This is a genomic window from Prochlorococcus sp. MIT 0916 (assembly GCF_047305155.1).
In the GTDB taxonomy this organism is placed as follows: domain Bacteria; phylum Cyanobacteriota; class Cyanobacteriia; order PCC-6307; family Cyanobiaceae; genus Prochlorococcus_B.
Map to the genome: position 1 here is coordinate 733,649 of NZ_CP138980.1, position 14,380 is coordinate 748,028.

At 33.9% G+C, this 14,380-nt stretch carries 17 protein-coding genes; 7 read left to right on the forward strand and 10 right to left on the reverse strand.

Going from position 1 to position 14,380, the window contains the following annotated elements; all coding sequences use genetic code 11:
- The first annotated feature begins 10 nt into the window (after positions 1 to 10).
- Genes dnaJ through rsgA form a run of 3 tightly spaced genes read left to right on the forward strand, consistent with a single transcriptional unit; the run spans position 11 to position 2,314 of the window.
- Complete coding sequence (gene dnaJ / locus SIB53_RS03775; RefSeq protein ID WP_413678865.1) at positions 11 to 1,144, forward strand: molecular chaperone DnaJ; 1,134 nt, start codon at positions 11 to 13, stop codon at positions 1,142 to 1,144.
- A complete protein-coding gene (locus tag SIB53_RS03780) occupies positions 1,144 to 1,389 on the forward strand; it encodes a sulfurtransferase TusA family protein (RefSeq protein WP_413678866.1) in 246 nt (81 codons plus the stop codon). Before dnaJ ends, SIB53_RS03780 begins: the two co-directional genes overlap by 1 nt.
- Positions 1,376 to 2,314: a ribosome small subunit-dependent GTPase A gene (gene rsgA, locus SIB53_RS03785; protein WP_413678867.1), complete on the forward strand. Its 939-nt coding sequence runs from the start codon at positions 1,376 to 1,378 to the stop codon at positions 2,312 to 2,314. The genes SIB53_RS03780 and rsgA overlap by 14 nt, the downstream gene beginning before the upstream one ends.
- On the opposite strand, the gene SIB53_RS03790 is transcribed toward rsgA, so the two are convergent.
- Genes SIB53_RS03790 through murC form a run of 3 tightly spaced genes read right to left on the reverse strand, consistent with a single transcriptional unit; the run spans position 2,283 to position 5,031 of the window.
- Positions 2,283 to 2,630, reverse strand: coding sequence for a YbaB/EbfC family nucleoid-associated protein (locus SIB53_RS03790; RefSeq protein WP_413678868.1), 348 nt, complete (start codon positions 2,628 to 2,630; stop codon positions 2,283 to 2,285). The two genes, rsgA and SIB53_RS03790, sit on opposite strands and share 32 nt — an antisense overlap.
- A 37-nt stretch (positions 2,631 to 2,667) precedes the next feature.
- The gene (murB, locus tag SIB53_RS03795) at positions 2,668 to 3,543 is read right to left on the reverse strand and encodes a UDP-N-acetylmuramate dehydrogenase (protein ID WP_413678869.1); all 876 of its coding nucleotides are present in this window, start codon (positions 3,541 to 3,543) and stop codon (positions 2,668 to 2,670) included.
- Positions 3,544 to 3,546: 3 nt separating this feature from the next.
- Positions 3,547 to 5,031 (reverse strand): UDP-N-acetylmuramate--L-alanine ligase, encoded by a 1,485-nt coding sequence (gene murC, locus SIB53_RS03800; RefSeq protein WP_413678870.1) that lies wholly within the window; start codon positions 5,029 to 5,031, stop codon positions 3,547 to 3,549.
- Positions 5,032 to 5,180: 149 nt separating this feature from the next.
- Here murC and gap point away from each other — a divergent pair, with 149 nt between their 5' ends.
- On the forward strand, positions 5,181 to 6,203 hold the full coding sequence (gap, locus tag SIB53_RS03805; protein WP_413678871.1) for a type I glyceraldehyde-3-phosphate dehydrogenase: 1,023 nt from the start codon (positions 5,181 to 5,183) through the stop codon (positions 6,201 to 6,203).
- A gap of 16 nt (positions 6,204 to 6,219) precedes the next feature.
- Here gap and thiL read toward each other — a convergent pair whose 3' ends face one another.
- Positions 6,220 to 7,203: a thiamine-phosphate kinase gene (gene thiL, locus SIB53_RS03810; RefSeq protein WP_413678872.1), complete on the reverse strand. Its 984-nt coding sequence runs from the start codon at positions 7,201 to 7,203 to the stop codon at positions 6,220 to 6,222.
- An 11-nt stretch (positions 7,204 to 7,214) separates the two neighbouring features.
- Entirely contained in the window at positions 7,215 to 8,291 is a 1,077-nt protein-coding gene (locus tag SIB53_RS03815; RefSeq protein ID WP_413678873.1) for a peptidylprolyl isomerase, read from the reverse strand.
- Positions 8,292 to 8,354: 63 nt separating this feature from the next.
- On the opposite strand from SIB53_RS03815, the gene efp reads away from it, so the two are divergent.
- Positions 8,355 to 8,918 carry an elongation factor P gene (gene efp, locus SIB53_RS03820; protein WP_413678874.1) on the forward strand — a complete coding sequence of 188 codons (564 nt, stop codon included), beginning with the start codon at positions 8,355 to 8,357 and terminating at the stop codon, positions 8,916 to 8,918.
- On the forward strand, positions 8,915 to 9,412 hold the full coding sequence (gene accB / locus SIB53_RS03825) for an acetyl-CoA carboxylase biotin carboxyl carrier protein (RefSeq protein WP_413678875.1): 498 nt from the start codon (positions 8,915 to 8,917) through the stop codon (positions 9,410 to 9,412). Before efp ends, accB begins: the two co-directional genes overlap by 4 nt.
- Before the next feature lie 10 nt (positions 9,413 to 9,422).
- On the opposite strand, the gene pdxA is transcribed toward accB, so the two are convergent.
- The 4 genes from pdxA to SIB53_RS03845 all read right to left on the reverse strand — a co-directional run bounded on the left by pdxA (position 9,423) and on the right by SIB53_RS03845 (position 12,669).
- Complete coding sequence (gene pdxA / locus SIB53_RS03830; protein ID WP_413678876.1) at positions 9,423 to 10,445, reverse strand: 4-hydroxythreonine-4-phosphate dehydrogenase PdxA; 1,023 nt, start codon at positions 10,443 to 10,445, stop codon at positions 9,423 to 9,425.
- Between the two features lie 56 nt (positions 10,446 to 10,501).
- Complete coding sequence (locus tag SIB53_RS03835; RefSeq protein ID WP_413678877.1) at positions 10,502 to 11,398, reverse strand: SDR family oxidoreductase; 897 nt, start codon at positions 11,396 to 11,398, stop codon at positions 10,502 to 10,504.
- 279 nt (positions 11,399 to 11,677) lie between these two features.
- The gene (locus tag SIB53_RS03840; RefSeq protein WP_413678878.1) at positions 11,678 to 12,088 is read right to left on the reverse strand and encodes an HNH endonuclease; all 411 of its coding nucleotides are present in this window, start codon (positions 12,086 to 12,088) and stop codon (positions 11,678 to 11,680) included.
- 158 nt (positions 12,089 to 12,246) lie between these two features.
- Entirely contained in the window at positions 12,247 to 12,669 is a 423-nt protein-coding gene (locus tag SIB53_RS03845) for a DUF6554 family protein (RefSeq protein ID WP_413678879.1), read from the reverse strand.
- A gap of 243 nt (positions 12,670 to 12,912) precedes the next feature.
- Here SIB53_RS03845 and SIB53_RS03850 point away from each other — a divergent pair, with 243 nt between their 5' ends.
- Positions 12,913 to 13,101 carry a hypothetical protein gene (locus SIB53_RS03850; protein ID WP_413678880.1) on the forward strand — a complete coding sequence of 63 codons (189 nt, stop codon included), beginning with the start codon at positions 12,913 to 12,915 and terminating at the stop codon, positions 13,099 to 13,101.
- Positions 13,102 to 13,224: 123 nt separating this feature from the next.
- Here SIB53_RS03850 and SIB53_RS03855 read toward each other — a convergent pair whose 3' ends face one another.
- Positions 13,225 to 14,379 (reverse strand): pyridoxal-phosphate-dependent aminotransferase family protein, encoded by a 1,155-nt coding sequence (locus SIB53_RS03855; RefSeq protein ID WP_413678881.1) that lies wholly within the window; start codon positions 14,377 to 14,379, stop codon positions 13,225 to 13,227.
- Position 14,380 lies beyond the last annotated feature (1 nt).

The following is a 14,380-nucleotide window of genomic DNA, read 5'->3' on the forward strand; positions in this document are numbered from 1 at the left end:
AAATGAACTAATGGCTGATTTTTACGATCTATTAGGTGTAAGCAGAGATGCTGATGCTGACACTTTAAAAAGAGCTTATAGACAGCAAGCTCGGAAATATCACCCGGATGTGAATAAGGAAGCAGGTGCAGAGGATAAGTTCAAAGAAATAGGTAAAGCATATGAAGTTTTAAGCGATTCTCAAAAGCGAGCTCGTTACGATCAATTTGGAGAAGCTGGAATAGGCGGGGCTGCTGGTATGCCGGATATGGGGGACATGGGCGGCTTTGCAGATTTGTTTGAGACCTTTTTTAATGGCTTTGGTGGTTCTGGTTCTCCAGGAGGTTCTCGCCCTCAAAGACGTGGACCTCAACAGGGAGACGATTTACGCTACGACCTAACAATTGATTTTGATAAAGCTATTTTTGGTCAAGAAAAAGAAATCACGGTTCCTCATTTAGAAACTTGTGATGTTTGTAGAGGGACTGGGGCTAAGAAAGGCACTGGTCCTGTTACTTGTCCTACATGTAGTGGCGCAGGTCAAGTAAGAAGAGCTACTCGTACCCCTTTTGGAAGTTTTACCCAAGTCGCTGAATGTCCCACTTGTGGTGGTACTGGACAAGTCATTAAAGATCCTTGCAATGCTTGTGGAGGGAAAGGCGTTAAACAAGTAAGAAAAAAATTAAAAATTAATATTCCTGCTGGAGTTGATAGTGGAACACGATTAAGAGTTTCAGGAGAAGGTAATGCTGGATTAAAAGGTGGTCCATCTGGAGATTTATATGTATTTTTAAAAGTTAAAAACCACCCAAATCTTAAGAGAGATGGTTTGACTATTTTATCCGAGGTAAATATTAGTTATCTTCAGGCAATATTAGGAGATACTATTGAAATAGATACTGTGGATGGCCCTACTAAACTACAAATACCAGTAGGAACTCAACCCAATTCTATTCTAAATTTAGAAAATAAGGGAGTACCAAAGCTTGGTAATCCGGTAGCACGAGGAAATCATCAAGTTTCAGTAAAGATTAAATTACCTACAAAATTATCAGATTCTGAAAGAAATTTGCTAGAAGAATTAGCTGGACATTATTCTGCTCGTGGAACACAATATCACTATCATAAAAGTGGTTTATTTAGTAAATTATTTGGAAAAAAATAGTGTCAGAAAATACGTTAACTGATCATTATTTAGACTTGCGTGGCATTGTTTGTCCAGTTAATTTTATTAAATGTTGCTTGGCTTTGGAAGACTTGATTTCAAATGATATTTTAAAGGTAGATACAGACATAGGTGAATCAGAAATTAGTCTTATTGAGGGTTTACAAGAGAAGGGGTATAAAGTAAATATACTTTATAAAGATTTTAAAAAAGTAACTTTGATAATATCGAGTGAACAAACATAAAGCTAAGATTCTAAAAGGTATTGTTGTTTCACTCAAGGCGAGTTTTTTAATTGTAGAGATTGATTATCAAGATTTTAAAGAAGAATTAATTGATGAATTTCCTGAAAAAATCAAACTGCTTTGCACACGAAGAGCTAAGTTAGATTATCAGGGCTTATTTATAGATGTAGGCGATATAGTTTGTGTTGAATCTATTGATTATAAAAATAAACGAGCCGTAATTTGTCAGGTAGAGCCGCGAATAAGTTTTTTAAAGCGTCCAGCTGTTGCAAACGTTACATTAGTTTCTATTTGTATCTCGGTTGATGAGCCATTATTTGATATGGAACAAGCAAGTCGTTTTTTATTAACAGCTGAATGTTCAAATATAAAACCTTTGATAGTTTTAACTAAAATTGATTTAATTAAAAAGGATGATGTAACTTTATATGTAAATAGATTAAAATCTTGGGGTTATGATTGTATACCAGTATCCACACAGAATTCTCAGGGAATCGATTTATTAATTGAGCGATTTAGAAAAACAAAATTAACTGTACTTGCTGGTCCCTCTGGAGTAGGAAAGACAAGTTTAATTAATCATTTAATCCCTACCGCTTCACTCCCTACATCATCTGTTTCGAAAAAATTAAAGAGAGGTACACATACGACCAGACACGTCGAACTTTTTGCAATTGGAGAAGGATCACTGCTTGCTGATACACCAGGCTTTAATCGTCCAGAAATAGTATGTGAGCCATCTGGCTTTGCTTCTTTGTTCCCAGAGTTTCGAACTCAATTAACTACGTCGCAATGTAAGTTCCGTAATTGTTTGCATAGAGATGAGCCTGGTTGTGTAATTGATAAAGATCTTGAAAGATATCCTTTTTATCGTGAGAATCTTGAGGAAATGATTAATTCTCTTCTCCCATACCAGGCAAGTTAAGCTTTAATCCACCTGTTAAATCTTCCATTCGTTCTTTCATTGTTGATGTTGAAACTTCGTGAGCAGATTTCATAGCATCTAATATTGCGTCTTCGATTATTGCTTTTTCTTCAGAAAGTAGAGATGGATCTATTTCTATTCGTAAAGGCTTTTGATTACCTGACATCCATATTTTTGCCCGATTGTCATGATTTGACCCCTCGATTTCCATAACCTCTAGCTCTTCCTGTAGTTTTTGTGCATTTTGCTGAATTTGTTGTGCTTTTTTAAAAGCTTCAGTGAGTTGTCCAAAATTTGGTAGTCCGAATCCAGCCATAAGAATTTCCTATTGTTATTGATCTTAGGGTTTAAATTTAAAAGCCACATTGTTTGACTTCTGTTTCTAACAAGATTCCATAGGCATCCAAAACTTTTTTTTGAATATATTTAATTAATTCTTTGACATCAGAAGATGAAGCTTTGTTTGCGTTGATTATAAAATTTGAATGTATTGTGGATATTTCGGCTCCACCACAACGAAATCCTTTTAAACCAAGTTCTTCAATTAATTTTGCAGCTTTCAAAGGTTCTGGATTACGAAAAACACTACCACAGGTTTGGGCGCTATAAGGTTGAGTTTTTAATCGATGATTTAGGTTTTCATTTGTGATCTGTCGAATTTTTTCTGCATGACCTAATTCCAGCTTGAGTCGGGCAGATAAGACAATTAAGTTTTCATTTTGAAGAAGACTGTATCTGTAACCAAAATTGAGATCTTTTCTTTTTAGAATTTTGTATTCACCTGTCAAAGATAGCGTTGTAATACTTTCGAGATAGCTTGATATGCAATGTTCTTGTGCTCCTGCATTCATCACTACTGCTCCACCTATTGTCCCTGGTATTCCTACAGCCCACTCGAGTCCATGAAGTCCACTTGCAGCTGCTTTTCTGGCCAAAGATGGAAGCATTTCACCGCTGAAGACTTCAATGATTCCGGTACTTTTATCAATTTTAATTCCTTTGAAATTACGCATACATAGACTTAAACCTTTAACTCCTTTGTCATTTATTAAAAGATTTGAGCCAGCACCAATAATATTGCAGCGAATTTTTTTCTTATTTATCCAATTAATTAAATATTGAATTTCTTCAATATTTTTCGGCTGAGCAATCCATTCTGCAGGACCTCCTATTCTCCAAGTAGTAAAATTTGCTAATGAAATATTTTTTTCTAATTGAATGTAATGCATTAATTAAGCGGCTGAATTACTTCTGATGGATTTATTATTGATTAATTCCAAAAATAGATTTTCACATATTATATTAATATCACCTGCCCCCATAATTAAAATTAAGTCTTTTTCAATTGTATTTTCTTTTATTAGCTTAATTAAATTTTGATTATTATCTGGAGTATATATTTCTAGATTAGGTTTTAATTTTTTCAATTCATATCCAATACTCTTATTATTTATTCCTTCAATTTTATCTTCTCCAGCAGAATAAATTGGAGATATGAATACTAAATCAGATTTACTTAGACTTTTTGCAAATTCTTTTTGAAATTTCTTAGTTCTACTAAAGCGATGAGGTTGAAAAATTGTAACTAATCTCTTAGGTGATATTTGCGAAAGGTTATTTTTTGTCTTAATAATAGTAGAAGCAATAGATATTGCGGCATCAATTTCACTAGGGTGATGAGCATAATCTTCAACTATTAATCTGTTTTTCCATAATCCTTTATAGTCAAATCTTCTTAAAGGTAACTGTAAATAAGCAATTCCTTTTTTTATATCTTTAAAAGGAATTCCAGCTATTCTACAGGCTGCTATAGCAGCTACTGCATTACTTAAATTGTGTATTCCAGGAACAGGTATATTTATAATATCAATAAATTTTTCTTTTTCATAATACTCAGCACTAATTTCACATCCATTAGATTCTTTTGGAATAAGTGCAAAATCTATATTATTAATTTTTTGAATTGAAAATAATTTAGAAGTTTGTATATTATTTTTAAGATTTTTACAGTCATAATTTATAATTAAGTTTTCACACTTTTGAGCAAATTGCTTCATTGTTTTTATTAAATCCTCTAGATTTAGATAATGATCAACATGTTCGAGCTCTAAATTGGTTATCAATCCAATATTTGGATTAAATTTTACTAAAGATCCATCTGACTCATCTGCTTCTGCGATTAATAATTCACCATCACTAAAATTATAGTTTTTTTTGTAAAGTGGTACAATCCCTCCAATAATTGCGGTTGGATTTCTTTTGGCAAAAGAAAGTAATGTTGCAATGAAAGTACTTGTTGTTGTTTTACCATGAGATCCTGAGACGATTATTGATCTTTTTTGTTCAATTAAAAAAGCTAATATTTCAGAACGGTGATTGATAGTTAAATTATATTTTTTTGCTTTACATAATTCTAAATTATTTTCACGTATGGCTGAACTTCTCACAATTAATATATTTTTTCCATGAACTTTAAAAATTTCGTCAATATTAGATTCTTTTTGAGTTTGAAAGATATGAATCTCACCTCTTGCTAATTCTTCTAAAGTCTGGCTTTTTTTTTGGTCAGAACCAGATATGGAATATCCATTTTTAGCGAGTATCATTGCCAGACCAGACATACCAATACCTCCGATTCCAATAAAGTGAATATGATGTGGTAATTCGTTTGAATTCTTCAATTTCGCTTCAGTATCCAGTGAAAGATAACTCTTCATTAATCTAAGGGCACATTTTTTAAAGAATTAGAGAGTTTTTGTACCTTTTATGTCCTTAACGCTTCAATTATTTTTCAAAATGCACAGAAAATGATCATCGTTCTGTATGATCAGCGGCCAGTAGTTTGTCCGGTTTTACCGTTTTTTAAATGACTTTGCGTGTAGCGATTAATGGATTCGGAAGAATTGGACGCAATTTTATGCGTTGTTGGCTCAGTAGGGGTTCAAATACAAATATTGAGGTGGTTGGCATCAACGTCACTTCTGACCCAAAAACTTGTGCCCATTTGCTCAAATATGACTCTATTCTAGGTGCTATAAGCGATGCAGAAATTTCACATACAGACGATACATTTCAAATTAATGGTAAAACTATAAAATGTTATTCAGATAGAAATCCATTAAATCTTCCTTGGAAAGAGTGGGGAATTGATTTAGTAATTGAGTCAACAGGTGTATTTAATACTGATGTTGGTGCTAGTAAGCATTTACAAGTTGGAGCTAAGAAGGTCATTCTCACAGCACCTGGTAAGGGTGATGGTGTAGGTACTTATGTGGTGGGTGTGAACGCCGATTCTTACTCTCATGAAGATTTTGATATCCTCAGCAATGCAAGTTGCACCACAAATTGTTTAGCACCAATAGTAAAAGTTCTAGATCAACAGTTGGGGATTAATAAAGGTCTCATGACCACGATTCATAGTTATACGGGAGATCAAAGAATCCTAGATAATGCCCATCGTGATTTACGTCGTGCTAGAGCTGCCGCAATGAATTTGGTCCCTACATCAACTGGAGCAGCAAAAGCTGTTGCTCTTGTATATCCAGAAATGAAAGGGAAACTAACTGGTATTGCTATGCGAGTCCCTACTCCAAATGTTTCTGCAGTTGATTTAGTTTTTGAATCAAGTCGTAAAACTAGCTCTGAAGAGGTGAATTCATTATTGAAAACTGCTTCACAGGCCGAAATGAAAGGAATCATCAAATATGGTGATTTGCCTCTGGTTTCTACTGATTATGCAGGAACCAATGAATCCACAATTGTTGATGAAGCTTTAACAATGTGTATAGATGACAATATGGTTAAAGTTCTAGCTTGGTATGACAATGAGTGGGGTTATAGCCAAAGGGTTGTTGACTTGGCTGAAATCGTTGCTCAAAAATGGAAATAAAATTTAAGTTTTAACATTAAAAATGTTGATATTGATTTGAGTCTTCAAGATTAATTGGTTCTAAGTTCTCCCAAAAGATATTGGGTTTACCTTCTTTTATAAACCCAATAATTTGGGCATATTTCAATTTTTTTGATAATGCTTCTGCCCACTCTTTAGGAAGAGTAAGTATCAATTCATAGTCCTCGCCGCCATTTAAGATCCATTTATCCCAAATCGAATCTTTTGGCCAATCAGGGTATTTAAGAATAGAAGTTTTTGACAAAACTGCCTGGCAATTACTGCTTTGGCAAATCCCTCTAATTGATTCAATAAGTCCATCGCTGCTATCAGTTCCTGCGGCTCTCCAGCTTGTTGATTCAGGCTTACATTCTATTAATGCTTTCAGTGCCTTTACGGCTGGCTGAGGGCGTTTATGTGCTTTGATGGCTCTGTTAGTAAGTTCAGGACTTATTTGGACTTCAGTTGGTAGTTGCTCGGATGTTAAAAGTGCCAAACCTAATCTACTTAATCCATGAAACCCAGTGCTAACAATATAATCTCCTGGTAAAGCGTTTCCTCTATGCAGCCTTGGAGGGCTCATTTCTCCAATTGCCGTAATTGAAATCATTTTTGTTTCTCCACAAGAGCAATCTCCACCAATGATTTCTCCTCCAAATTCTTGCATCGCTTCCATCATCCCTTCATATAAGTTTTCTACCCATTCCCAATGTGTATTTGGTGGTAAAACAAGCCCAACAGTAAAAGAAATGATATTTTCTGAGCCGCTGCAAATAAGATCAGAAATATTTGTGGTAATACATTTCCAGCCAATATCTTTAGCATTAGAGATTTCGTCAGAAAAATGAATTTTTTCTACAAGTAAATCAGTATTTATCAATAAGCCTTTATTCATTATATTTATTTCCGCAAGATCATCATCTATCTGCCCAGTTCGCATGAACCTTTTTAAACGATTCAGTAATTCTATTTCGCCTAAATCTTTAATTGTAGTTGTCACTTTTTTAAGATTTAAGCTTTGAGTTTTAGATTTTCTGAACCATTTAATACTTTAATTGAGATAATTTTATCATCTACTCCAAGTTTATTTAATATTTCATAACCTTCTATTACATAGCCAAAACCTGCATTTCTTCCATCAATAAGATTTCGTCCAGCTGGGTTTAATTCAGCTTCATATAAGAAGAAGAAAAACTGAGATGAACCATCATTTAAATCTGTATCAGAATGAGCCCAACCAAGTGTTCCCAGTGTTGCAAATGGAAGGGTTGGGGTTTCAGTATAAAGACCAACGTCTTCAAAAGTTTCGCCATAAAGTGTCTCTTCTAAATTAGGTGTTCTTATTTCTAATGGAACTTTTCTCAACTCATTATTATCAGGATCTACATATCCAATTGCTTCTCCTTTAGGATCTCCAGTCTGAAGAATAAAAAATTCTTCAGCTCTATTAATTGGTAATCCATCGTAAAAACCTTTCAATGAAAGATCTATAAATGCACCAGCTGTTAAAGGAGCATTATAACCATCAATAATTGCGTTCATATTTCCTTTTGATGTTTTTATTTCTACATTGGCTCTACCTAAAAGTCTTGGTAAATTGTCATATTCACTGGGTATTTTGTATGGAAAGTTATTTGTGATTAAAAGAGATTCTATATCATCAATTGTTTTTAAACTTTGACGTCTGATGTCAATAAATGAGCTTTTATTTTTTTCGTTTGCTATTTGCCCTAATTCATCAAGCTCTTCTTTTAAATTAGAAAGAAGATTAGCTGCTTTTTCTTTGTTTTCCTCTGGCATTGAGTCAAGAATTTGATTTTTTCTATTACTCACTAAGAATTGACTTCTTGAGGTGGCTTTGCTGATAGCCGACCATCTACTTCCTCGAAGATCGTCGGTGGTATCTTCCAGTTTGTTTTGTAATTCACGTAATTCTTTTTGTTCAATCGGTAAAGAATTTCTTAATATTGCATATGGGTCTTTTAGTCGGTTTCCATTTGGAAGGCTTGCAACAGCAGGTTTAATCCATGGAGAGCTCAGAGAAAATAGGATTGTTATCAGGGCAAGTATGCAAATCTTTTTTTTCATGTTAATTCTATGTTTTGCATGACTTTGGCACAGACTTATGATCGATTGGTATCTTTTGTGTGAATGATTTCAAGTAACGACTTTCGCACTGGCACTACGATCGAGTTAGACGGTGCAGTTTGGCGTGTTATTGAATTTCTACATGTCAAGCCTGGTAAGGGTTCTGCTTTTGTCAGGACTAAATTAAAAGCTGTTGTGAGCGGTAGTGTCGTTGAAAAGACTTTTAGAGCTGGTGAAATGGTTCCACAAGCTCTTTTGGAAAAATCAAAGCTGCAACATACATACATGGAAGGAGATGATTTTGTTTTTATGGATATGACTTCTTATGAAGAAACACGTCTAACAGCCCAACAAATTGGAGAAAGCAGGAAATATCTAAAGGAAGGGATGGAGGTTAATGTAGTGTCTTGGAATGAAAAACCTCTTGAAGTTGAATTGCCTAACTCAGTTGTTTTAGAAATAAAAGAAACTGATCCTGGCGTCAAAGGTGACACTGCCTCTGGGGGGACAAAGCCTGCAATCTTGGAGACAGGAGCTCAAGTAATGGTCCCATTATTTATTTCAATTGGTGAGAAAATTCGAGTAGACACTCGAAATGACAGTTACCTAGGCCGAGAAACACAATGACTATGAATCTTGATCACGAAGAGCTTCATCGCCTGTTGGCAACATTGGCTGATAGCGATATTCAAGAGTTTCGACTCGAGGGAGAAGACTTTTGCTTGGAAGTTAAACGTAATCTTGGGAATTCTTTGGATTCAATAGCTTCTCACAAGAAAATCACTTCGGAAGAGATTGATCCACCACCACCTCAACGTAAAATTGAGGCTTCTCCAGTACCAAGTACACCTCCTCCTTCAGTGCCAGGATCACGCTCTGATTTGGTTGAAGTGACTGCTCCTATGGTTGGGACCTTTTATCGCGCACCAGGCCCAGAAGAGCCTCCTTTCGTGGAGATTGGATCAAAAATTAGTGTTGGACAGGCTGTTTGTATTCTTGAGGCAATGAAATTAATGAATGAACTAGAGTCAGAAGTTAGTGGTGAAGTAGTTGAAATTCTTGTGGAAAATGGAACACCAGTTGAGTTTGGTCAAGTTTTAATGCGATTAAAACCTGTATAAAAATTTTTATTTAATTAGCAAGTAGCCAAGCATTGTTCATTGCAGCAATCATGCTTGTTTCTCTTGCCTTGAATTTACCTGCAATATCTAGAGCAGTGCCATGATCAGGTGATGTTCTTATAAAAGGTAGTCCAAGAGTTGTGTTAACAGCTTCATCAAAGGCGATTAGCTTTACTGGTATAAGACCTTGATCGTGATACAAAGCAAGTATTCCATCAGGTGCATTGTTTGTAGTTGATATTCTACTCCATGCATCTGCTGATGAAATCCAGCAGCTATCTGGAGGTATGGGCCCGTTAATTGTGATATCGGGATTATCTTTTTTCCATTCATTTATAATAGGAATAAGTAATTTTTGTTCTTCTATTCCAATTGTTCCTTCTTCTCCGGCATGTGGATTTAGGCCTGCTATATGTATTAATGGATTCTTATTGAACTTACGACAGAAAGTTAATAGTGTATCTAACTTGTATGTAATTAATTCTTTTGTTAAATAATTATTGATTTGTTCAAGAGGTATATGTGTTGTAGCCAATAAAGTATTAAATCTCCATCCATTTTTTGGTGATATTGCGGTAAATAGCATAGATGTTTTTTTATTAGTTAACTTACCTAATAATTCTGTTTGTCCTGTAAACTTATGGCCCGCTTTGTGCCATGCGATTTTTGAAATAGGCGCTGTTACCAGTGAATTTCCTTTTCCTTCTAAAATTAGATTAGTTGCATTTATAAGCCATTTAAAGCTCGCTGAACCACTATTTTTATCAACTATTCCAGGTATAATTTTTTTTTCAAGAGGGATATCAATTATATCCAGCTTTTTTGGATCAGGAATATTAGTGAATCCATGATCAATTAACTTGGAATAAGTTTGAAAAATATTATTTTTGCACCCTACAAGTAAAGGCTTTATATTTTGATTTAAGTGCTTCGATGCAAGAGCTTTTAATACTATTTCAGTTCCTATACCTGCAGGATCACCTAATGAAATAATAAGAGTATTTTTATTATTTGATGTGTGTATGTTACTCATATTCTGATTAGTTTTTAAATGAAAAGTGTTTAAATAAAATCTGAAAAATTGAACTATTAATTAATTTTTAATTTAGAGAAACAATCTTTTAAACCTGATTTAAAATTAGGATGAATTAGAGAGTAACCTAGTTTTTCACATAATAACTTGTTATCCACTTTTCTGTTTTCTTCCCAGAAAGATAGGGCCATTGGACTCATTGCTTTTTTTGCAATTTCAAAAGGTATTATTGGAGGTAGAGATTTATTGGCTATTTTTGCAGCACAAGTTATCACTTCAATATTATTTGTTGGTAAGTTATCAGCTACATTTATTACAGATGGATTTCTTCCTTTCGAATATAGATTAATTAAAAATAAGACAGATCCAGCAATATCATCGACATGGATTCTTGAAAAAACTTGATTAGGCTTATCAATCATTTTGGCTGTTCCATTCAACAGGCTTTCAAATGCAGATCTACCAGGGCCGTAAATACCTGGCAATCTAAGTATTTGAACAGGAAGCTTTGTTTCTAACCATTTTTTTTCACAGGAAAATCTACGAATACTTCTCTCTTGCTGAGGATTGGGGTTTGTGTTTTCATTTACCCACCCTCCTTTTGTATCACCATAGACACCAGTTGTGGATAAGTAGCCAACCCATTTTAAATTTTTTGAATTTAGTAATTTAGTCTTGAGTTTAAGTAGTACAGGATCTTCTCCATTTATTGATGGAGGTATACAGCTCAAAATATGCGTTACCCCTTCGAAAATTTCATTAGATAATTCATGATCGGAATTAAATATAAAATCAGCTCCTTCGCTATTTGGTTTTCTTCTGCTGCATAAGACTTTGGTTCCTAAATGGCGTACTAATCTTGCTATTTTTTGGCCGCTGTACCCTCCTCCAAATATGATTAGTTTTGATTTAGTTGGTAGTGGGTCTATGTGCTTGACAATTTCTGCAATCATTAGTACAAATGTATTATGTTGATTTTTTAGCAATGACTGCTTCTTATTTAAAGCCTAGTATGAATTCATTCATAGGTGTAGCAAGATCAAGGAACGAAAAAAGATTTTTGCTACAAAAGAAAAATCAACACTTGATCAAACTCTGTCTTGCATCAATTTGTCTATTTTTTTGTATTGTGTTGGTTCCTGAGAAGCCTACGAATTTAGCTTCTGTATGTGAAAAATATAATTCTGCTGCTGCTTGCCAAGTTTGGTAGCAACTTTTCTTAAAGTCTAAACTTAAGCTGCTTGCCAAGAATAATCTTCACTCAATTGAGTTTTTGATTTTTCAAGATTTTTACCCTTTTTAGGTTGGGCCCATTTTAGAAGTCTTAAAGCTAAGCGAATGTCACCTTCTGTCCATGCTCTTATAGCCATTGAACGTCTTGGGTCGTAAAAACGTTGTTGTCTGTACCATTCAAATGCATCACTATCTGTTTTTCTTCCATTGCAAGACAGGCATGCAGGAACACAATTCTCTGTGATGCTTAACCCCCCTTTACTTCTTGGTAAAACATGGTCAATTGATTCTGAATTTTCCCCACAATATATGCAGCTTTTTCCGGTGAATTCATGCAATGATTTTCGCCATCTTCGATCACGTAACTTTGGGCAGAGATCTTCTAAGAAAACCGCGTCCCTGTTGTGCATACGTATTTAATTAGCTAAATGAATTTTGCCTTGACAAGCCAATAAGTCAATGTATCGAAAAATGCATTTTTTCATTTTATAAGCAAATTTTTATTTTTTTAAGTTAGTTAAATATTTTTTGCTTTTTTCTAATTTCTAATTATTTTATGAAAGCTTTATCAATAACTATAACGATCTATAGATATTCCCTTAGGACTTTTTTCTGAACCATCGTTAGATGATTTTGCTTTATCTTTTAATTGATCCTCATCATTTATTTCTATTGAAGTTGAGTCACCTGTATAAAGATCTCCTAGATAAGCAATGCAATCTTCATATTTTATTGGATCTTGAACTACTTCTTCAACAATCATTGATGCCGCTTGCTTAGGAGAGGTTTTGAATAATCCTTGTTTTTTACTTTTGATAAATTGATAAGCTGCTTGCCAACTTGGTTCATGCGTATTACCTCCATTCCTCATAAAGCAATATATGTCTGCTCCATTAGTTACAGCTGCATTAGTTTTTACCCCTAAAGTACTACTGCATACTAAACAAATTATTGAAATAGGTAAGAAATTTCGGCGTATCCCAATTGGCATGATTTTAAGAGGATTATCAATTTCAAAATATCTATTTTTTTTAACTCTGTCTAGTTTTTGCTCGTATTAGTAGTTCTTTGTTTATTATCTATTTTTCATGTTTTAAGGCTAAGAAAACACCTAATTAAAATATTGATGAAGAAAAATTTTATCGGCTGATTGTGCTTTTTTTTTTCAATGCATAAAATAACTATTTTTTGATATAATGAATTGACAAAATTGTTTCTATTAAAAAATTTAATAATGAATGCGATAAAAGTAAAGAAACAGGAATTTTTAAAAGAGGCTGGCTATTTTTTTAAGAATGCTTTAGAGCAAGCTAATGAAGGGGATTTACAATCATGTGCTGGTTTAATTTTGAAAGCACTTGATCAAGAAAGAATGGCACTTGGGGTTGGGCCTCAAGTGCTTCATTTAATAAAAACTAGATAATTATTTATTTAAATTTAATAGTACTTTTTATAAGGAGACTTATAAATATATGTGTTCTACTTAAAAAATTAACTTTTTAAAAAATATTCACTCAAATCAAATTGTAATTGATGAACAATTAAACTACTTATTATTTAGAATTGAAATTGTTTTTGCAATTCCTTGACCTTCGGGGACTTTAAGTTTACCCATTTTATTTAGAGTGCTCTCTAAAGCTGATATTACACTGAGAATATCTCTATCGTTTACAAATCCTAAATGACCAATTCTAAATATTTTTCCTTTTAAGTGATCTTGTCCTCCAGCAAGGAGTATGTCAAAATTATTCTTTATTGCTTTTCGTATGTTTTCTGGATCTATATTTTCTGGTTGAACAGCTGTTATTGCTGGGCTTCCACAACCTTCTTTGGTAAACAAGTTTAAACCCATTGCTTTTATACCCTCTTGCGTTGCTTTTTGATGACGAGAATGACGTATAAATATATTATTTAGTCCTTCATTTTGCATCATTGTTAGTGATGCTTCCAAAGCAAAATATAAATTTATGGCAGGTGTAAATGGATTACTATTTTTATTTACTGTTTTCAAGTATTGTTTTAAATCTAAATAAAACTTAGGTAAATCTGATAAAGCATTTGCTTCCCATGCTTTTTTGCTCATAGCAACAAAACTGAGGCCAGGCGGAATCATATAACCTTTTTGAGAGCCGGAAGCTATTACATCAATTCCCCATTCATCCATTGGGATATTACATGCACCAAGACTGGTTACACAATCAGCGATAGTAATGGCTTTACCATGATTTTTTACTTCGTTATTAATTGCTTTTAGATCATTGATTACTCCTGTAGAAGTTTCTGAGTGAGTTATAATCACCGCTTTGATTTTTTTTTCTGTATCCTCCTCTAGAATCATTTTGAATTGATTTGGATCAAGAGGCTGACCCCAATCAGCTTTTACAACTTTTACATCTAGTCCATATGCTTTTGCAACTTTTACCCATCTTTCTCCAAATTTTCCATTCTCACCACAGATGACTTGATCACCTTTGCTTAATGTATTTATAATTCCAGCCTCCATTGCAGCTGTCCCACTTCCTGTGATTGTTAGGACATCTCCAGTTGTTTGGTGAAGCCATTTGAGTTGCTCAGTAGTCTTTTGAACAATTTCTTGAAAATCTCCACTTCTATGACCGATAGGGTGTTTACTCATGCAATTCAAAACATTTTCAGGTACCGGAGTTGGTCCAGGAATCATTAGATTGAGTTTGTCCTGCATT